The organism is Mucilaginibacter sp. P4_G9, from assembly GCF_056400985.1.
This window is the reverse complement of the sequence record NZ_JBFUKF010000016.1, coordinates 1-20440: the sequence shown is the minus strand read 5'-3', so window position 1 is coordinate 20440 and position 20440 is coordinate 1. Positions and strand designations below refer to the sequence as shown.

Genomic DNA, 20440 nt, shown 5'->3' with positions numbered 1-20440 from the left:
GGTTGTTATTTAGCTTGAGCGGTTGCGGTTGGAGCGGCTATCCATTTTTTCAGGATATCGCAGGTTTGGTATTCTTTGTCAATTTTGATAAAAGTTTCCTTGCGGCGTTTATCAAACCACTTATTTACGGTTTTGGTGTTTTTGTCTTCAAAAGCAAACTCCTTCAGTTTAGGAAAATCCTGTGCCAGGTTTGCTTTGTGGGCATCGGTAGCCGATTTTAAGTACAAAATTTTGTAGCTCTTTTTACCATCGGCGCCGGTAAACAAATCGGGTTTTGAAATGCTGCTCACCTTCATGGTATCAACAATAAGCGCAACTTTAGGGTCAAGTTTATCGGTAGGTATAAAGGTTGATCGGGTTTGTACGTTTTCGGCATTCAGCATCATGCCGCCGTTAAATTTGGTTTCCTTATCGTCTGAGTAATAAGCGGCTGCTGATGAAAAGTCAATTGTTTTTTTGTTTGCCTGCATCAGGGTATAAATACTATCTGCTTTTGTTTTAGCCCTATCCAAACTGGCCTGGGTTATGGCAGGTGTAATTAATATATGCCTTACGTGTACCTGCTCGCCGCGGCGTTCAATAACCTGTAAAAAGTGAAAACCGAAATCGGTTTCAAATACCGGCGATATTTGCCCGGCTTTAAGTTTAAAAGCATTTGCTGTAAATTCTTTTACAAATGTGGTACGATCTGCAAAACCCAGATCGCCGCCCTCAACCGCCGATGCCGGATCCTGTGAGTAAAGCCTTGCCAGGGTCCCAAAGTCTTCCCCTTTTTTTACCCTTGCCAGCAATTCTTCGGCTTTTTCCTTATATAATTCCTTCTCTTCCTTACTCAATTTAGGCTGAAAAACTATCTCACCAATTTCTACCTCTTTGTTAAAGGATGGCAAGCTGTCTTTCGGAATGGTATTAAAATAATCTTTTACATCCTGCGGGGTCACATTTAGCTTTTCGGTTATTTTAGCCTGCATTTTTTGGGCAATCATTTGCTCTTTCATGTCGGGCCGTATTTCATCCTTGTATTGGATAATTGAGCGGCCTAAAAAGCCTTCCAGTTTGTCCTGGCCTCCGGCGCGTTGCATCATTTCGCGCATGCGGCGGTCAACACTGGCATCAATATCATCGTCTTTTACGTCGATACTATCAATAATTGCCTGCTGAGCCAGTAATTTTTGAGTTAGCAATGATTGCAGAATCCGGCATTTCATATCCGGGTTTGGCTGCATGCCCTGTACAAGATACTGGGCGTATTGTTGTTCAATGTCAGATAGTAGTATGGGGCTGTTACCAACAACGGCGGCAATTTTATCCAGTGTTTTGCCTGGCGTTCTTGCAGTAATTGTATCGGCTTTGGCCGCAGCAGCCGAATCGGCTTTTACCTGTGCCCTGGTAACTGATATGATGGATATAAAACTTAAAACTAATAACCCTAACTTTCTCATGTAATGCTTCTGTACTAAATAAAACGGAAATAACGTATCCGTTAAAACTTCAAATTTCGGTAAAATTTATTAATTATAGCTGTACAATTAATTTCAATAAACACAGTCGGCTATAATTGTGCTAATATGGTTATAATGCTTGAAACCGTTTAACTACTTTTGGTTAAAATTTGTTAAAGTGAAAGTTGAAAACCCGGTTGCCCTACGCTTTGTTTTGCAGGATGAGCTTTATCTGCTGAATGCCGATAAGCCACTATATAATAACATGGCAACGGCCACACCAGTAGCTGATGAAGCTGTACCAATAGTTAAACAGCCAGAACCCGTAATTACAGCATCACAACCCGAAGTAAAAACGCAGTTGCTGAGCTTTAATTATCTGGGTAAAAATTTAAAGAACTTTTTGGTGTTGGTACATTATCCAAACCTGGAATTTATTGATGATGCGCATTTAAACGCCTTAACCAATATTATTAAGCGTAAAGAATTAAATGTAGATGATTTGGCCATAGTTAACCTGGCTAAGCAGGGTAATACCCATTATGATGGATTGTTGAAGTTTTTTAAACCCGCGAAGCTGTTGATATTAGGTAAAAGTGCATTGCCCCAAGGAATCCCGGAGCTGGTGTTAAATACTCCTAAAGCCTTCGAGGGCTTTACAGGGCTATATAGCTTTAGCTTTGGCGAGATGATGGACAGTGTTGATAATAAAAAAGCCTTCTGGGAGCAGATGAAAACACTTTAATTTGAAAATCAAGGAATTTGAAAATTTGAAAATGGAGTTTGCACAAGAAATCTGGGTTTCATTTTCAAGCTGTCAAATCAACTTCCTTTGTCCGAAAGTCCTTTGTCTTTTATCCTTTATCAATAAGTCTAAAAAAATGCATCAATTAGTTTTCGCAACAAATAATCGCCATAAACTTGAGGAGGTTGAGAACAAGCTTCAGAAAAAAATCAAACTGCTAACCCTTAATGATATCGGCTGTTATGATGATATTGAAGAAACCGGTACCTCTTTTAAACAGAACGCTTCAATAAAAAGCAGGTACATATATCAAAAATATAATCTTAATTGCTTTGGAGACGACAGCGGCCTGGAGATAGATGCACTTAATGGTGATCCGGGAGTTTATTCGGCACGTTATGCAGGTGAGCATGGTAACCATGCGGCCAATATTAAAAAGGTATTGGATAATTTACAAGACGAAACCAATCGCAAGGCCCGTTTCCGTACAGTAATATCATTGATATGGATTGGGGAAGAGCATTTTTTTGATGGTACCGTGGAAGGCACTATTCGCACTGCGCCCAGCGGCACAGATGGTTTTGGATACGACCCAATATTTGAGCCAGATGGATACAATATCACTTTTGCAGAAATGAGCATGGATGAAAAAAATAAGATCAGTCATCGGGCTAAGGCCATGGAACAATTGATTGATTTTTTAATCAATGAGAAAAATATTAAACAGTGATTAATTTTATGTAACCTTTATGCTATTTATCCGTAAATAGGGCCATATCGAATACCTAATGGAATTAATAGCTCAAATTAAACACAAGTTGCTTTCAACAGATACAGATCGTTGCTTTGCTAAAAGCCTGAAGAAAGTAAAAGAGGCTGATGAGGTGAGCGCTTCAATTACCGAACGTTTACTGGAGATTCAAAAGACATTTAAATCAAAAAGTATTGAGTTAAGTTGAGCTTTTGGCAGGATTTATGCTTATATGCATTTAAATAAAACACTGTCATGAAAAATTTTCTTAAATCCCCGATAGCTATCCTATCCCTTATTTTTGTACTCTCTGCCTGTYCATCTACAAAAAATGTAACTACAACCAATGTATCCCGCGGTAAATTTGTGGGCACCTGGACACTTAACAATGTAAGTTACGATGGGTTGGTTCAAAATGCTGTTCAAAACGTGTTTGACCAGGCCGCCCCAGAGGCATTTGTTGGTAGTACCTGGAAACTAACCAATAGTGGTAATGGTATCTATACCCTTGCAAATGGTACTTCCCAAACCATATTTTGGTCGGTTTTTAACGGAGGACCAACCGGCACGCAATTCCAGTTCAAAAAGATATTTGAAGGAGATAAAGCCAAGAATGTAGCAGAAGGCTATCGTTTGGATATTGTAAGTAACAATGGCTCGGCCATGACACTTAAATCCCCGGTTACCGTTGGTGGCGGAACGGGATATATTATTTATTCGTTTACTAAAGCTAATTAAGCTTAAGGCTTAAAGCAAAAAGCTCAAAGCAAAAAAGGAATTTCCCTTTAGCTTCGAGCTTTTTACTTTATTAGCTTTTGGCCTTCAGCCTTAGGCTTTAAGCTTATTCAGCTGGCGTGAATTTCAGGCATACCGGGTTCCCAACGTCTATTTTGATGCCTGTTTGTCGTAGTTTACCGGTAGTTTGGTCTATTTTAAATACAAACATRCTATCGCTGCCCTGGTTGGCTACTACCAAATAATTACCTGTTGGATCGATAGCGAAATCGCGCGGGTTTTTACCAAAGGTTGACTGGCGCGATACAAAAGTAAGCTCGCCTGTTTCCTGGTTTACGGCGTAACAGACGATCTCGTTGGTTTCTAAACGGTTTGAGGCATAAAGAAAACGGCCGTCGGGCGATATATGGATGGCTGMAGCCCCTGTTTTGCCTGTAAAGCCATCAGGCAATAGGGTTATTGCTTGTTTTTGTTTGAACTTGCCATTATCGTAATCAAACACAATAATATTTGAAGCCATTTCTGTTAGCAGGTAAACATGTTTTTTATCAAGCGAGTATTCCAGGTGGCGTGGGCCACTGCCAGGTGTAACGCTTACAAACGAGGGATTGGCACCTGTTAAGGGTGAGCTTTTACCTGAACGGAAACGGTAAATATTTATCTTGTCGGTGCCCAGGTCATTATAAAACAGGTACTTTTCATCGGGCGATAATATGCTCATATGCGCGTGCGGGGCTTCCTGGCGTTCCTTGTTTGGTCCCTGGCCTTCATTACGCACAGTTTCAATGCCATTAGCTAATGAACCGTCCTTATTAATGGGCAGTACAGCAACCTGGCCGCTGGAATAGTTGGCAACAAATGCATTTTTTTGCGCCTTATCAACAGCAATATAACATGGGTTGGCGCCTAATGACGATTGCTTGTTGATAAATTCCATTCTGCCGGTTTTAGCATCAAATGAAAATGAGCTCACCTCACCTTTGGTCGACTCATTTACGGCGTAAATAAATTTATTGTTTTTACTTACTGCTAAGTAAGATGGATTATCTACACCATCTACCTGGCTTAAATAAGCCAGCTTGCCGCTTTGCGTATAAAAACGGTAAACCAAAATGCCTTTACTTGAACCTGTGGTATAAGTACCCACAACAAGATTGAACATTTTGGGGACGAGTTTTTTATCCTGGGCGTAATTAAGCAAAGGCGATAGCATCGCTATGATCAAAAGGGCTTTTTTCATGTTGGTATGAATTGATTAAGGGATGCAAGTTAATAAAATAGACAAAAAAAATGCCTCGTTGTTTAACGAGGCATTTTTTTATTTTATCAGGTGTTTTAACTGGATGATCTCGCTTTCTTCCAGGTGGCGATAGCGCCCTCGTGGAAGATCTTTCTTGGTGAGGTTGGCATAAACCACCCTATCCAATTTTACAACCTCGTAACCCAGGCTTTCAAATATGCGGCGCACCACGCGGTTTTTACCGCTATGGATCTGGATACCTACTTCTCTTTTTGAAGCGCCTGCAACATATGATACCGAATCTGGTTTTATTAAACCATCTTCCAGCTCAATACCAAATTGAATTTTATTCAGATCGCCCTGTGATAAACTTTTGCTCAGCTCAACCTGGTATAGTTTGCTGATGTTGCTGCGTGGGTGCGATAGTTTATCGGCCAGCTCGCCATCATTGGTCATTAACAGTAAGCCAGTAGTGTTCCTGTCTAAACGGCCAATAGGGTAAATGCGCTCTTTGGTTGCTTTTTCAACCAGGTGCATAACTGTGCGGCGTTCCTGCGGATCTTCTGTAGTAGTTATATAATCCTTTGGTTTATTTAATAATACGTAAACCATTTTTTCGCGGCGCAGGGTTTCGCCATTGTATTTGATCTCATCTCTTGCCGGATCAATTTTAGCACCCAGCTCATCAACCACTACACCGTTTACAGATACCACACCGGCAATAATCAACTCATCGGCCTTACGGCGCGAGCAAATACCTGCGTTTGAAATATAACGGTTAAGGCGGATAAGTCCATCGTCCTTGGTTTTGCTTTCGGCCGGCTTTTTACGGCCGCGCATGGTTTTGGCCGGTGCGTCAAGGTCTTTGGTTATTTTATCATATACCGGCTTACGTTGCGGCCGGTCGGCATTGTAAGCCGGTTTATCTTTTGAGAAGCTGCCTTCGCGTTTTTTAAATCCGCCTTCGGCTGGCCTGTCGCCAAATTTTCTGTCTGTTGATCTTTCTGTACCCGCACCAAATTTACGTTCGCCACCTTTATCGGCACCGAAGCTTCTTTTGGGCTTGTCGCCAAAATCTGCATTAGATGAACGTGTGCGTGGAGAAGAGTATGGTTTCTTTTCGCCGGCAGAACTGCCGCCAAAGTTTCTTTTAGGCCTTTCTTCGCCTTCGCCGGATGACGGCCGACCTGAATAGGGTTTTCTTTCACCGCCACCTGAACCTGCACCAAAGCTTCTTTGCGGCCTGTCGCTGTCACCGGAGGTTGGCCTGCCAGAATATGGCTTGGCGCGTGGCGAAAAGCTTTTTTTATCGCCAGACGAAGCTCCGTCTCTGAAATTGCTTTTTGGTTTTTCGCTATCGCCGGATGTTGGACGACCAGAATATGGTCTTGATCTTGTAGATGATTTTTTATCGCCTGATGACGCGCTGTCCCTAAAATTGCTTTTGGGCTTATCGTCACTAAATCTGTTGCTTTGGAATGATTTATCCGGTCTGGATAGTTTCTTTTTCTCCCCGTCCGGAGAGGCTTTGCCTTTTGCGGTTGCCGGTCTTTTAGGCTTATCATCGCCTCTTGAGCTTCTGCCTGTTGATTTTCCCGGCTTGTCGTCGCGACTACCTGTTGGTCTCTTAAATACCATATTTTTTTGTTTAGCGCTTTCGCAGCGTGAGGGTCAAAGTTACGGTTTTTTGGCAAAAAGCAATCAAAAAAATCAAAAAAATAATGCGGTTCAAAAACACGGTTTAAACTGTTTTAAACCGTGTTTTTGAACCGAAAACCAGCGCTAAAAAAGTTAGTAAAAAGCTAAGTATTTGATTATGTGATTTGTATGACCTACCTTTGCAGCACATTTTACCTAATGTATAGTTAATGATAAAAAAAGAAATGATTAAAAAACACTTACTTACGTGCTCCGTAACGCTGGTGCTGGTTCTCATTTCCAAGCTTAATATTTTCAGTACAACTATTACTGAAACGGTTGCAAAACCAGCCAAATTAAGCCATCGAACCTCGGAATTTATTTTTATTAAAAGCACCGCTGCTGCTTATAATTTTGCAGACGAAGCTTTACCTGTTAATGATGCCAGGGTTACATTTAAACTCAACAAATCGCTCAGACAACATGCTTTTAAGAACGTACAATCAACCTTGCTACACCGTAAGGCCGAAGTACTGTTCCCTATTATTGAGCCTATATTGAAGTTTTATGGGATCCCTGATGATTTTAAATACATCCCGCTTGTCGAGTCGGGCCTTAAATCGGGCACTTCTCCAAAAGGGGCATCGGGTTTATGGCAATTTATGGCCGGTACCGCGCGTACCTACGGGCTAAAGGTGGGTCATGGGGTTGATGAACGGCAAAACGTTCGTAAATCAACCATCGCGGCCTGCAAGTATATCAAGGAACTATACGGTGAATTTAACAGCTGGACGCTGGCTGCCGCTGCTTATAACAATGGATCTATTAAATTAGCTAAAGCCATTAATAAGCAAAACGAAGATAATTATTTCCGCATGAGCCTGAACCGCGAAACCGGTTCATATGTTTACAAGCTTATTGCCATGAAAGCAATTATTGAGCAGCCTAAAAAGTTCGGGTATAAAAACTACATTAATATTACCCAGCCAACGCAACTGCTGGCATTTAATTAATATTGACGGTAAATGTCATAATTAGTTAAAGATTACATACGGAGCACTTTAAGACCGATCTTCCCAGCTGGAAGGTCGGTCTTTTTTATGATTAAAAAGTTGTTATAAGGATTTAGATGACTGTATCAGCTTAAAAAGAAGTGTTATGGTAGGGCTGTTATTTTTACGTCAAATAACTTAACTGCCAGGTGTGTGCCTTATAAGCATCAGCTTTTTACGTATATTTGCGAAAAATATTAGTATAGAAATATGGCGGCTTAGGTTGGCCAAACGGTATTGTTTTTAAAAACACATATGAACGAAAAACCATTAGACCTGGGCGAGCAAAGCGAAGTTGAAGTTTATGGAGCCAGGGTACATAATTTAAAAAATATTGATGTTTCTTTTCCGCGCAACCAGCTGGTGGTAATTACCGGTTTAAGTGGCAGCGGGAAATCATCACTGGCATTTGATACCATTTATGCCGAGGGGCAGCGCCGTTATATGGAAACATTTTCGGCCTACTCGCGCCAGTTCATGGGGGGTATGGAACGGCCAGATGTGGACAAGGTATCGGGCCTTAGTCCGGTTATTGCTATTGAGCAAAAAACAACCAGTAAAAATCCACGGTCTACGGTGGGTACCATTACCGAGATCTACGATTTTATGCGCTTGCTTTTTGCCCGTACCGGGGATGCTTATTCCTATACTACAGGCGAGAAAATGGAGCGGATGTCTGAAGATCAGATCCTGAAAACCATTTCCGAAAAATTCGATGGGCAGCCGGTTAATATCCTGGCGCCGGTGGTAAAGGCCCGTAAAGGTCATTATCGCGAGCTATTTGAATCGATACGTAAGCAGGGTTACCTTAAGGTTTGGATTGATGGTGCAATGGCTGATGTGGAACCCAAAATGCAGGTGGATAGGTACAAGATTCATGATATTGATATTGTGGTTGACCGGTTGGTGGTATCCGAAAAAGACAGCAAGCGTTTATACACCTCGGTGCAAACAGCGCTCAAGATAGCTAAAGGCATCATTCGTGTTGGCGATAAGGATAATAATGTAGCCTATTACAGTAAGTATTTGATGGATCCGGTTTCGGGGATCTCTTATGACGAGCCGCAGCCCAATACATTTTCGTTCAACTCGCCTTATGGAGCCTGCGAAAAGTGTAATGGCCTTGGGTATATATTTGAGGTTGATGAAGCTTCGGTTATTCCAAATCCAAAATTGACCATCATGAACGGCGGCCTTGCGCCAATTGGCGAGTATCGTGAAACATGGATCTTCCAGGTATTGAAAGCGTTGGCAAAAAAATATGAGTTTTCATTAACTACTCCTATAGAAAAGCTGAGCAGAGATCATCTGGATATTATCCTGAACGGAGCGCCCGATACCATCAACGTTTCTGTTGAATACAATAAGTGGAACGTACAAAGCTACTCCATCACTTTTGATGGCATTGTGCGTATGCTGGAAGAGCAGCAGGAACGCCGTAATGATGAAGGGATGGACGATATGGAAAACTATCGTGTACTAAAAACCTGCCCGGTTTGTGATGGTGCAAGGCTGAAGAAAGAATCGTTACATTTTAAGGTAGATAATAAAAATATATTCGAGCTGGCCTGTATGGATATCAATCACCTGCAGGAATGGTTTAATGGCCTGGAAGACAGGCTTACCGAGCGCCAGAATGTTATTGCCAAAGAAATTCTGAAAGAGATTCGCGCACGTATTGTGTTCCTCTTGGATGTAGGGCTGAGTTATTTAACGCTGGATCGTACTGCCAAAACCCTGTCGGGCGGCGAGGCGCAACGCATCAGGCTGGCCACGCAAATTGGCTCGCAGCTGATGAACGTGATGTACATTTTAGATGAGCCAAGCATTGGCCTGCACCAGCGTGATAACGAGCGCTTAATAAACGCCCTCAAAAACCTGCGCGACCTTGGTAATACCGTTTTGGTAGTTGAGCACGATAAGGATATGATACTGGAAGCCGACCATGTAATTGATATGGGCCCGGCAGCCGGTGTACACGGCGGGCAGATAGTTGCCCAGGGAACACCCGCGCAACTAATGAAAGAGCATACGCTTACCACATCCTATATTAATGGTGAGCGTTCTATAGCAGTACCCGAAAAAAGGCGAGAAGGCAATGGCAAAACATTAAGTCTAAAAAAAGCTACCGGCCATAATTTAAAAAAGGTATCGGTTGATTTTCCCTTAGGTAAACTAATAGGGGTTACAGGCGTATCGGGTAGCGGTAAATCAAGCCTGATTACTGAAACCTTATACCCAATATTGAACCATCATTTTTTCAGAGCTAAAAAGCACCCGTTGCCTTATGAAAAAATTGAAGGCCTGGAGAATATTGATAAGGTGATAGAGATAGACCAGACACCAATCGGCCGCACGCCGCGGTCAAACCCTGCTACTTATACCGGGGTATTTTCAGATATCCGTAACCTGTACGTGGCCTTGCCCGAGTCAAGGATCAGGGGATATAAGCCCGGCCGTTTCTCGTTCAACGTAAAAGGGGGCAGGTGCGAAACCTGCCAGGGTGCAGGAATGAAGGTTATTGAAATGAACTTTTTACCCGACGTGCAGGTGCCTTGCGAAGAGTGCGGAGGCCGCAGGTACAACCGCGAAACACTGGAAGTGCGCTACCGGGGTAAATCCATCAGCGATGTGCTGGATATGAGCATTGAAGATGCCACACCATTTTTTGAGCACATCCCGGCCATTTACCGTAAAATAAAAACCTTGTTTGATGTTGGTTTGGGCTATATTACCCTTGGCCAGGCATCAACTACCTTATCGGGTGGTGAAGCACAGCGTGTTAAACTGGCAACCGAGCTATCAAAAAAAGATACAGGCAACACCTTTTACATATTGGATGAGCCTACAACAGGCTTGCATTTTGAAGATATCAATGTATTATTGGGTGTTCTTTACCAATTGGTTGATAAAGGCAATACGGTATTGGTAATAGAGCATAACCTTGATGTAATTAAGGTTGTTGACCACGTGATAGATCTTGGTCCCGAAGGTGGTTCGGGAGGCGGTAAGATACTTTTTAGCGGGACACCTGAAGGTTTGTGCAAAGTTAAAGATAGTTTTACCGGGCAGTTTTTGAAAAAGGAAATGGGGATTAAATAAAAAATGTCTTAAAAAAACCACATGTACAACTTGTTGTACATGTGGTTTTTGTTTTATATCTTTATGTAAAATTAAGCAGATGGAAGTCACCACATATACAACCTTCAGGCAGCAGCTAAAGTTTTTTTTGGATAAAGTGCGTAATGATCATAAACCTTTGGTAGTTACAAGCACCAATGCAGAAGATGTTGTGGTTATTTCCAAAGCTGATTATGAGAGCATGGAAGAAACTTTCTATCTACTTAAAAGCCCTAATAATGCCGCCCGGCTTATGAAAAGTATCGAGGATTTTGACAACGGTCTCGGCACAGAAAGAAAACTTATTGACGAGTGAGAATAATTTTCACCGATCAGGCATGGGATGATTATTTATACTGGCAGGCCACAGATAAATCTATCCTAAGAAAGATAAACTCTTTGGTAAAAGAAATAGAAAGAACCCCATTTGAAGGTTCGGGCAAGCCAGAGCCTTTAAAACATAATTTAGCAGGATTGTGGTCCCGCAGGATAAACCTGGAACATCGTTTGGTATATAAGATCGAAAATAACTCGATTCATATACATCAATGCCGTTATCATTACTAAAACAAAAACAAATAACTCACATGCTTTAGCGTCTGCCTCAACTTTTCTAAGGCGATGCTTACCTGCCGCTCTACAGTTTTAGGCGAGATGTTAAGCTGGTTGGCAATTTCTTTATACTTCATGTCGCTAAAGCGGCTCAGCACAAAAATTTCACGGCATTTTTCGGGGAGGGTATTAATTGCGGCTTTTATCTGGCAAACAAGCTCCTTTTCCTCGTATCCATTTTCAACAGTGTTGCGCACTTCATCAAACAGGTTATTTTTTTCCAGATAGCTAACATAAAGATTCTCTATCTTTTGATGCTTTAAATAATTAAGACTGCGGTTTTGCACCATCTTATATAGGTACGAGCTTACCGATGTTGAAAAAGTAACCTCGTGCCCTTTCTCCCACAAATCGGTAAATACATCAGCGACTATCTCCTCGGCAACTGACAGGTCATTCACAAAACGATTGGCAAAAAGTGAAAGGCGGGTATAGTGAAGTTTAAATAAAACTTCAAAAGCCCGGGCGTCACCCTGTGTAAGTTTTGTAATTAAGGTGTTGTTGGTTTGGGTAATCATCTATGCATATAATCAGTAAAAATGAATTACTTTTTAAAAAACTTTAACAAGTTAGGAATAAATATTCGAATGCTTCAAATTTAATATGGAAATAATGATAAACTAATCTGCAAATATTTTGTGACAGAGATGCTCCGCGCAATTAGTAGTTAGGTTTTTAGGGCATATCCAAATTAAATGAAAAATATTTTCATCCCGTTTGAGGGTATGGCGCTTTTTAATTGTCTTACTACTATAATAAGAATGGACAACGAAAAAATAAAACTTTTACTGGTAAAGTATATAACCCGCGAAGCTGATGAAAAAGAGGTGGAGCAGGTAAGGGAATGGGTAAGTGCGCACCCGGAGAACGAACAGTATTTTGCCCAACTGTACGAAACCTGGCAAAATATGCTGTACCTGCAGCCGGAAGTTATTAACGATGAAAAAGCCTTTGATAAATTTTCTTCGGCAACAATTCCGCGCGAGGCAAAGTACAGTACGCTTGCTGTATGGGGCAGGGTTGCCGCAGTTATAGCCATGTTTGGTGTACTTACGGTACTCCTGGTAAATCATTATTCGCAAAATGTACAAAGCGCAAGGCAGGTATCGGTTCAAAACGGGGGCATAAAAAAGATAGTATTAAGTGATGGAACGTTGGTTTGGCTAAATGCAGGCAGCAAACTCAATTACAATACCGATTTTAATAAAACCAACCGTACAGTTTACCTGGAAGGGGAAGCTTTTTTTGAGATCGCGCCCGGAAAAAAGACTATCCCATTTTTGGTGAACACTAAAAATTACACTATCAGGGATATCGGCACAAAGTTTAACCTGAAAGCTTATCCTAACGATTCGTTTTTTGAAACAACAGTTGTAAAAGGCGAGGTAGCAGTTGAGGGCAATGTGGATAATAACGCCCGGGAAATGAACCGCATATATGTTAAGCCACAACAGGTGCTCAGGATCTATTATCCAAAATCAGAAAAATATGCGGTGAAGCAGGATGATGATGATCTTAAAAACCTGAATGAGATCCAGGTGCTACAGGTAGATTCCGCAAAGATGAACCGTTACGACGGCTGGAAAGATGACCTGCTGGTGTTTGACGGTAATACGCTTGATGAGATCTCCAGAGTGCTGGAGCGCAGGTACAATGTAAAAATAGTTATGGACGATACCGGGCTGCAAAATATCCGCTACTCTGGCAGCTTTAAAAGCATTGCCAGTATTGAAAGGGTTTTGGAACTGATTAAGGGCAATACAGCTATCAATTATTCCATAACAGGTAACACTGTAAATATTACAAAAAACAATAAAAACTAATCTGTTAACCTTTAAAAACAAAAAATCAACTATGATAAAAAACTAACGCTCTCTTTCAAAATAAAAAACCCGAAGTGCGCTAACACCCGGGTTCTATAAAATCAATAGCTAATACCCTACGCTTGGGGAAGCATCGTATTAACTGATTAACAAACAAATTTATGATAAATTTTGACAGAAAACCTGTAGGGGCTGTGCATGCATGGCAAAAAACGATTAAAATTATGAAGCTTGTAACTGTCTTACTCTTAACGGGAATAATGCAAATACACGCTGCCGCTTACTCGCAAAACGTTTACAACTTTAATGTGAATAATATATCTGTTAAACAGATGTTTAAACAGATTGAGAAAAGCAGCAAGTACACGGTTTTTTACAGGCTGGACCAGGTTAACGTAGATAAAAAGATCAACGTTGAACTACAGGACGCCAGTATTGAAACGGTTATGAAAAATGTGCTTAAAAATCAACAACTTACATTCCAGGTAGTTGATGATATCATTATTATTAAACCTGTAGATGGAAAGATCATTGCTACTGTAACAGTAACAGGTGTTGTTACCGATGCCGGTGGTTTACCCTTGCCCGGCGTAAGCGTAAAGCTAAAGGGAAGCACATTAGGTACCATAACCAATATTGATGGTAAATATACTATAACACTGCCCGATGGTACCGGCACACTGATATACAACTTTTTGGGTTTTACATCAAAGGAAGTTGCTGTTAACGGGCAAACGGTTATTAATGTAAAGCTTACCGAAGAATCAAAAGCCCTTAACGAGGTGGTTGTGGTGGGTTATACCACTCAAAAGAAAAAGGACCTTACCGGCGCCGTAGCCGTTGTAAATGTTAAGGACCTAAACAAACAGGCTTCATCATCAGTAAACAGCCAGTTGCAAGGCCAGGCATCGGGCGTTACGGTAACAGGCTCGGGYCAGCCAGGCGAGGAGCCACAGGTACACATCAGGGGGTTTAATACATTTGGGGATAATACACCATTATATGTGGTTGATGGTATGGAAACCTATGATGTAAGTACTATTAACCCAAATGATGTTGAATCGTTACAGGTGTTAAAGGACGCAAGTTCGGCTTCTATATATGGCGCCAGGGCAGCAAACGGGGTTATCATCATTACTACCAAAAGAGGCAAGGGCAAAGTGAGTATCCAGTACGATGCTTATTATGGCTCACAGGTACCCAAGGGCGGCAACGTTTGGAATACACTAAATCCGCAGCAAATGGCCAACCTGCAGCTAACAGCCGAAAAAAACTCAGGCATTACCGATTTTCAGGACCCGCTGTATAATCCTTCGGGCAAAGGCTCAACCTTTACACTGCCCGACTATATAACACCTGCAGGGGCCAAAGAAGGCGATCCTTCGGTAAATCCTTCATTATACTATGTTAATCCTAACTATACAACGCCCGACGATTATAATTCTTTTTACAGGATAACAAGGGCAAATAAGGCCGGTACCGACTGGTACCACGAGTTATTTAAAGCCGCGCCCATAAGCAGCCACAACTTAACATTAAGCGGCAGTACCGAACAGGCAAACTACCTGTTTTCGCTTAATTATTTCAATCAGCAAGGTACATTGATAGATACCTATCTTAAAAGATATACATTGCGCTCAAACACAAACTTTAATATAACCAAACATATCAGGGTAGGCGAAAACCTGGCTTATTCTATCACAAAAACGCCCCAGGTAGCTGCCGCCAATCATGCGCAGATAAGTGCCAATAATCCGGATGGTGTTATTGCCATGGGCTTAAGGGAGCAACCAATTATACCTGTTTATGATATAATGGGTAACTATGCAGGCAGTTATGGTACAGGCTTAGGTGATTCCAATAACCCCGTAGCCATACAGCAACGCACAAAGGTAAACGGTTCTACAGCTTATCGCCTGCTGGGTAACGTGTTTGCCGAAGCGGATATTTTTAAGGGCCTAACCCTGCGTACCAGTTTTGGCGGCGATATTGTTAATAGTAATGATCATGCATTTACATATCCAACTTATGAAAATGTTGAAAATTCTCAAATAAACGTCTATAATGAAAATTCGGCCAATAGTTATAATTATAACTGGACCAATACCCTTACTTATCTAAAAGCCTTTGGCAAGCACAGTCTTAATATTGTGGTAGGTACCGAATCGGTTGAAACTTATGATAAAAGCCTTGGAGGCAGCATACAGGGCTTTTATAATTTTGATCCCGATTACGTTAGCCTTTCCACCGGTACAAACAACAAAAACAATTATAGCAGCAAAAGCTCAACTTCCCTGTTCTCGGAATTTGCCCGCCTCGATTATATTTACGACAATAAATACCTGTTTAATGCAACAATTCGCCGGGATGGCTCTTCAAAATTTCCGGTAGACCAGCGTTATGGTTATTTCCCCGCATTTAGTGCAGGCTGGCGTATATCGCAGGAGAGTTTTCTGAAGGATGTAAAATGGCTTACCGATCTTAAAGTAAGAGGCGGCTGGGGTATAATGGGTAACCAGATCAATATGGGGTCAAAGGATGCCTATACCACCTTTGGTACTAATATTGGCCAGTCATATTATCCGTTGGATGGTAATGCAGAATTATCACCGGGCTTTTACCAGGATCAGATTGCCAACCCCCATGCTTTGTGGGAAAAAGATATCAACTCCAATTTTGGTTTTGATGCCACCATACTCGACGGAAAAATAGCCGTAACAGCCGATTATTATCGCAAGGATATCAAGGATCTTTTATATGCTGCCAGGCAGTTGGGTACTGCCGGTAACGGTAATGTGCCTGCTCAAAATGTAGGTAAAATGAAAACAGATGGGCTTGATATATCTGTAACAGGCAATATAGCGGTAAATAAAGATATGAGTTTTAATGCCACAGGTACAATAACCACCTATAACAACAAAATATTAAAAGTATCTGATGACAGAGACTATTTTGTGGGCGATGCCACAAGCCGTTTTGATAGTCCAATTACGAGGAGCGCTGTTGGCCACTCATTAGGTGAATTTTACGGATACCAGGTAGTCGGCTTTTGGAATACCCAGGCCCAGATTGATGCCGCCGATGCCGGTGCTCAAAAAATAAGTAATGATCCAAATGCTGTTTATCAATCAGATACAAAGGTTGGGCGTTTTAAATATAAAGATGTAAACGGGGATGGTATAATAACGGATGCCGACCGGACATTTATAGGCAATCCCAATCCTAAAGTTACTGCAGGGTTGAACCTGGGTGTAAATTATAAAAACTTTGATGCCAGCATATTCCTTTATGGCTCATTCGGCAACAAATTATGGAACAGCGTTAAATACTGGAGAGACTTTTATGCATCGTTTGGAACCGCAAAAAGCAACGCCGCCCTTTATGATTCATGGACACCAACCCATCAAAATGCAAAAGCGCCTATCCAGGAATTGGATGCATCTACAAGTAGCGGAGCAACACCTAACTCATACTTTGTTGAAAACGGAACCTATGTACGTATGCGCAACGCGCAGATTGGTTATTCCTTTAATATCAGTAGTTTAAAGAAAGCCGGCATCCAAAAGTTAAGGATCTATGTATCGGCAACCAATCTGTTTACTTTGACAGGTTACAGCGGCGTTGATCCGGAACTGAGCGGCAATACCAAAGACTTTGGTATCGACGAAGGTAGCTACGCCAGTCCGCGCACATTTTTATTCGGAGTTAATTTTTCATTATAACAACAGCATTAAAAGTATTACAATGAAAGCAAAAAGATATTTCAGTATTATGTTGCTCAGCGTTTTGTCGCTTGGTGCATGTAAAAAAACATTTCTTGATAAACCTATTACAGGCGCGCTTGAGCCAACATTTTTGGAAACAGAAGCGGGTGCCAACGAATTGCTTGTAGGTGCCTATGCCGCTTTAGACGGCCAGCAGGGTGGAGACGCTGCCATAGGTGGCGGCAGTGCATGGGAGGTATCGCCTGATAACTGGATATATGGTGGTGTTGCCGGAGGTGATGCTTCAAAAGGGAGTATAGCAGGCGATCAGCAGCCCATTGAGCCTATAATGAAGTATAACCCGGATGCCAGTAACGGTTTTTTTGACAGTAAATGGAGGGCCGATTATGAAGGTGTTTCACGTACTAACAACACTATTAAAATTACTGCAAAAGTTGCTTCAATTGCAGATGCAGCAAAAACCAATATATTGGCCCAGGCAAAGTTTTTACGTGGTCATTATTATTTCGACCTAAAAAAAATGTTTAATAATGTGCCATATATTGATGAAACCACAACCGATCTCAATCAGCCAAATACAACCGATATATGGCCCAAAATTGAGGCTGATTTTAAATATGCATATGATAACCTGCCTAATACACAACCTAATGTTGGCCGGGCAAACAAATGGGCTGCGGGCGCTTATTTGGCAAAAACATATTTATATGAGCATAAATACGCCGAAGCCAAGGTGGTTTTTGATGCCGTTATAGCACAGGGTGTAACAGCCTCGGGCCAGAAGTATGCGTTGAATACCAATTTTAATGATAACTTCCGGACGGCTACAAATAATAGCCCCGAATCGGTATTTGCAGTGCAGGCAGCAGCCAATACCGATCCTAACGGCCCTTCAAATGCCAATAATGGCGATATGCTGAATTTTCCATACGGTAACAGCAGCCCGTTTAGTTGCTGCGGTTTTTACCAACCTTCTGTTGACCTGGCAAACCATTACCGTACAAATTCGCTTACCGGGCTGCCATACCTTGATGATTACAACAGCCATGCAATAAAAACAGATTTGAATATAGCCGCTAACCAGGATTTTACACCAGATGCCGGCACAATAGATCCGCGGCTGGATTGGACAGTTGGCCGCCGTGGTATTCCATACCTCGACTGGGGTTTACACCCGGGCGTCGATTGGATACGGGATCAGCAATACGGAGGGCCGTACTCGCCTATTAAAAATGTATACGGCCAGGCCGAGCAGACTACCAACGGCGATAATACTTCATGGGCACCTGGCTCTGGCATCAATTATAACCTTATCCGTTATGCTGATGTATTACTAATGGCCGCCGAGGCTGAAGCACAACTTGGCAATTTTGATAAAGCCGAAAGTTATGTTAACATGGTACGTAACAGAGCCGCCAATACATCCGGGTGGGTGCATAATTATAAAGATAACGATAACCCGACCGCCGGTTTTACCAATACAGCCGCGGCCAATTACAAAGTTAGCCCTTATTTGGCAGGCGCTTTCGCCAGTAAAGACTTTGCACTTAAAGCCATTTATTTTGAGCGGAAAATTGAGTTAGCCATGGAAGGTCATCGCTTTTTCGACCTCGTAAGATGGGGTATTGCCGATACCGAACTTAATGCTTACATAGCTTACCAGGGTACCTTAACTAACGATGTTAAAGGCGGTAAATTTGTGAAAGGGAAAAGTGAATACTATCCTATTCCGCTTGCCGAAATTGATTTAAGCGCAAAAGGTGGTACCCCGGTGCTTAAGCAAAACCCCGGTTACCATTAATTAATTACTACTGCCGGGATTTGAATATCCCGGCAGTTTTTATCAAATTGCCGCTTATTACTTCCCTGCATAAACCAGTAAAACTATTTTAAACCAATTTATGAACAAATCATCAACCCGATTTTTATCGCTGGATGTTTTTAGAGGGATGACCATATGTTTTATGATCATTGTAAATACACCCGGTAGCGGTGCAGAAGCATTTGCACCACTTAATCATGCAGCCTGGCATGGTTTCACACCTACCGACCTGGTATTCCCTTCATTTTTATTCGCGGTTGGTAATGCCATGAGCTTTTCTATGAAACGCTACCTGGAGATGGGTAACGCGGCCGTGCTTACCAAGATAWTTAAACGTACGCTGCTGATATTTTTAATAGGTTACCTTATGTACTGGTTCCCTTTCTTCAGGTTCGATAACGGGCATATTGTCTTTTCGCCAATAAGCCATACCCGAATAATGGGGGTTTTACAGCGGATAGCTTTGTGTTACTGTTTTGCGTCGCTCATGATCCATTTCCTTTCAAAACAGTCGGTTATCATATTATCAGTACTGTTTTTAATAGGTTACTGGGTAATTCTGCTGGTTTTTGGCGATCCATCAAACCCGCTGAGCATGACAGGCAACGCCGGTATTTTTCTTGATAAGTTTATTATAGGCGATAGCCATATGTACCATGGTGAAAAAATTGCTTTTGAGCCGGAAGGAATCTTGAGCACAATCCCCGCTATTGTGAATGTGGTTGTTGGTTATTATGCCGGTAAATTCATTCAGCAAAAAGGAAAAGGTTACGATGTGATCTCGAAAATGTTGCTAATGGGCTGCCTGTTCATTTTCCTTGCCCTATGCTGGAACATGGTGTTCCCGATCAATAAAAAATTGTGGAGCAGCCCGTTTGTGCTTGTAACCACTGGGCTCGATTTGGTGATCCTATCCTTCCTGGTTTATGCCCTTGAAATAAAAGACTGGAACAAAGGAAACTGGACAAAGTTTTTCACCATTAYGGGAAAAAACCCATTGCCAATATATGTGCTATCAGAAACACTTGTCATCTTCTTCTACATGGTAACCATAAAAGGCGGCAGTTTATACGGCTGGATAAACGATAATTTTTACCAGGTAATAGCGCCAGGGGCAATAGGTTCGCTGTTGTTTGCTATCAGCTATATGCTCATCTGCTGGTTTGTGGGTTGGGTGCTGGATAAGAATAAGATCTATATCAGAGTTTAACAGCTATTTTTAATGCCCTAAATACAAGCGTGATCATGTAAATGATCGCGCTTTTTATTTATATAAAGTTTAACAATCTGACATGATTGACATCAAAGCGTTAGCTTTTTGCTTTTATATAATCGGAATCTATATAGCTAAGTGGTAAATACGGCCCGATGCGGGAGGAGTATCTGTTAACTGCCCCAGGTATTTTTTTGATACCGATTTTGGCGCGAAACCCTGGTCAACAATGGTGAAATTAATAGCGCCGCTAATTGATTTATCGGCCGGGTTAAGCAACCTGTAGGTATCGCCACCATAGCTGAAGTAGTTATCGGTAACTTTGGTGGTATCAAAATTATAGGTGGCCTTAAGGCTGTTTACCGAGAAGCCCGAACCCTGCACCTTTTTACTGATCTGCTCGAAATTTACAGGCACATCGTTTTTAAAAGTGATGAGATAAGTGTTACGGATCAGATCGGTTTTAATATCGCCTACAAAAGGCAGTGCACGTAAAGCTTTTTCTGTTGATCTGGCGCAAAG

17 protein-coding genes are annotated in these 20440 nt (G+C 41.8%); 12 read left to right on the top strand and 5 right to left on the bottom strand.

The genetic code is table 11. From position 1 onward, the window contains the following. Nucleotides 1-5 precede the first annotated feature (5 nt). Nucleotides 6-1442: a peptidylprolyl isomerase gene (locus tag AC1DPZ_RS03430; RefSeq protein WP_477401265.1), complete on the bottom strand. Its 1437-nt coding sequence runs from the start codon at nucleotides 1440-1442 to the stop codon at nucleotides 6-8. Nucleotides 1443-1620: 178 nt separating this feature from the next. Between AC1DPZ_RS03430 and AC1DPZ_RS03425 the strand changes: the two genes are divergently transcribed. From AC1DPZ_RS03425 to AC1DPZ_RS03410, 4 genes are all read left to right on the top strand, one after another. Beyond that, entirely contained in the window at nucleotides 1621-2187 is a 567-nt protein-coding gene (locus AC1DPZ_RS03425; protein ID WP_477401264.1) for a hypothetical protein, read from the top strand. A 136-nt stretch (nucleotides 2188-2323) separates the two neighbouring features. Then, on the top strand, nucleotides 2324-2917 hold the full coding sequence (locus tag AC1DPZ_RS03420; RefSeq protein ID WP_477401262.1) for a non-canonical purine NTP diphosphatase: 594 nt from the start codon (nucleotides 2324-2326) through the stop codon (nucleotides 2915-2917). A 58-nt stretch (nucleotides 2918-2975) separates the two neighbouring features. Beyond that, nucleotides 2976-3146: a hypothetical protein gene (locus AC1DPZ_RS03415; RefSeq protein ID WP_477401261.1), complete on the top strand. Its 171-nt coding sequence runs from the start codon at nucleotides 2976-2978 to the stop codon at nucleotides 3144-3146. 47 nt (nucleotides 3147-3193) lie between these two features. Beyond that, nucleotides 3194-3676, top strand: coding sequence for a hypothetical protein (locus AC1DPZ_RS03410; RefSeq protein ID WP_477401260.1), 483 nt, complete (start codon nucleotides 3194-3196; stop codon nucleotides 3674-3676). A gap of 103 nt (nucleotides 3677-3779) precedes the next feature. On the opposite strand, the gene AC1DPZ_RS03405 is transcribed toward AC1DPZ_RS03410, so the two are convergent. Both AC1DPZ_RS03405 and AC1DPZ_RS03400 read right to left on the bottom strand, forming a co-directional pair. Next, nucleotides 3780-4913: a lactonase family protein gene (locus tag AC1DPZ_RS03405; protein WP_477401258.1), complete on the bottom strand. Its 1134-nt coding sequence runs from the start codon at nucleotides 4911-4913 to the stop codon at nucleotides 3780-3782. Between the two features lie 78 nt (nucleotides 4914-4991). Beyond that, nucleotides 4992-6551, bottom strand: coding sequence for a pseudouridine synthase (locus AC1DPZ_RS03400; RefSeq protein ID WP_477401257.1), 1560 nt, complete (start codon nucleotides 6549-6551; stop codon nucleotides 4992-4994). Nucleotides 6552-6781: 230 nt separating this feature from the next. Here AC1DPZ_RS03400 and AC1DPZ_RS03395 point away from each other — a divergent pair, with 230 nt between their 5' ends. From AC1DPZ_RS03395 to AC1DPZ_RS03380, 4 genes are all read left to right on the top strand, one after another. Then, entirely contained in the window at nucleotides 6782-7564 is a 783-nt protein-coding gene (locus AC1DPZ_RS03395; protein ID WP_477401256.1) for a lytic transglycosylase domain-containing protein, read from the top strand. A gap of 294 nt (nucleotides 7565-7858) precedes the next feature. Further along, a complete protein-coding gene (gene uvrA / locus AC1DPZ_RS03390; protein WP_477401254.1) occupies nucleotides 7859-10705 on the top strand; it encodes an excinuclease ABC subunit UvrA in 2847 nt (948 codons plus the stop codon). Nucleotides 10706-10784: 79 nt separating this feature from the next. Next, the gene (locus AC1DPZ_RS03385) at nucleotides 10785-11039 is read left to right on the top strand and encodes a type II toxin-antitoxin system Phd/YefM family antitoxin (protein ID WP_477401253.1); all 255 of its coding nucleotides are present in this window, start codon (nucleotides 10785-10787) and stop codon (nucleotides 11037-11039) included. Next, a complete protein-coding gene (locus tag AC1DPZ_RS03380; protein ID WP_477401252.1) occupies nucleotides 11036-11290 on the top strand; it encodes a Txe/YoeB family addiction module toxin in 255 nt (84 codons plus the stop codon). The genes AC1DPZ_RS03385 and AC1DPZ_RS03380 overlap by 4 nt, the downstream gene beginning before the upstream one ends. On the opposite strand, the gene AC1DPZ_RS03375 is transcribed toward AC1DPZ_RS03380, so the two are convergent. Beyond that, nucleotides 11287-11853, bottom strand: a complete 567-nt coding sequence (locus AC1DPZ_RS03375) for an RNA polymerase sigma-70 factor (protein ID WP_477401250.1) — start codon at nucleotides 11851-11853, stop codon at nucleotides 11287-11289. The two genes, AC1DPZ_RS03380 and AC1DPZ_RS03375, sit on opposite strands and share 4 nt — an antisense overlap. 177 nt (nucleotides 11854-12030) lie before the next feature. Here AC1DPZ_RS03375 and AC1DPZ_RS03370 point away from each other — a divergent pair, with 177 nt between their 5' ends. The 4 genes from AC1DPZ_RS03370 (at nucleotide 12031) to AC1DPZ_RS03355 (ending at nucleotide 19915) form a co-directional block, all read left to right on the top strand. After that, complete coding sequence (locus AC1DPZ_RS03370) at nucleotides 12031-13158, top strand: FecR family protein (protein ID WP_477401248.1); 1128 nt, start codon at nucleotides 12031-12033, stop codon at nucleotides 13156-13158. Nucleotides 13159-13418: 260 nt separating this feature from the next. Further along, the gene (locus AC1DPZ_RS03365; RefSeq protein WP_477401247.1) at nucleotides 13419-16880 is read left to right on the top strand and encodes a TonB-dependent receptor; all 3462 of its coding nucleotides are present in this window, start codon (nucleotides 13419-13421) and stop codon (nucleotides 16878-16880) included. A 22-nt stretch (nucleotides 16881-16902) separates the two neighbouring features. Then, nucleotides 16903-18684, top strand: coding sequence for a RagB/SusD family nutrient uptake outer membrane protein (locus AC1DPZ_RS03360; RefSeq protein WP_477401245.1), 1782 nt, complete (start codon nucleotides 16903-16905; stop codon nucleotides 18682-18684). A 100-nt stretch (nucleotides 18685-18784) separates the two neighbouring features. After that, complete coding sequence (locus tag AC1DPZ_RS03355) at nucleotides 18785-19915, top strand: acyltransferase family protein (RefSeq protein WP_477401244.1); 1131 nt, start codon at nucleotides 18785-18787, stop codon at nucleotides 19913-19915. 129 nt (nucleotides 19916-20044) lie between these two features. Here AC1DPZ_RS03355 and AC1DPZ_RS03350 read toward each other — a convergent pair. Then, a partial coding sequence (locus tag AC1DPZ_RS03350) for a heavy-metal-associated domain-containing protein (protein ID WP_477401243.1) occupies nucleotides 20045-20440 on the bottom strand: 396 nt, incomplete at its 5' end.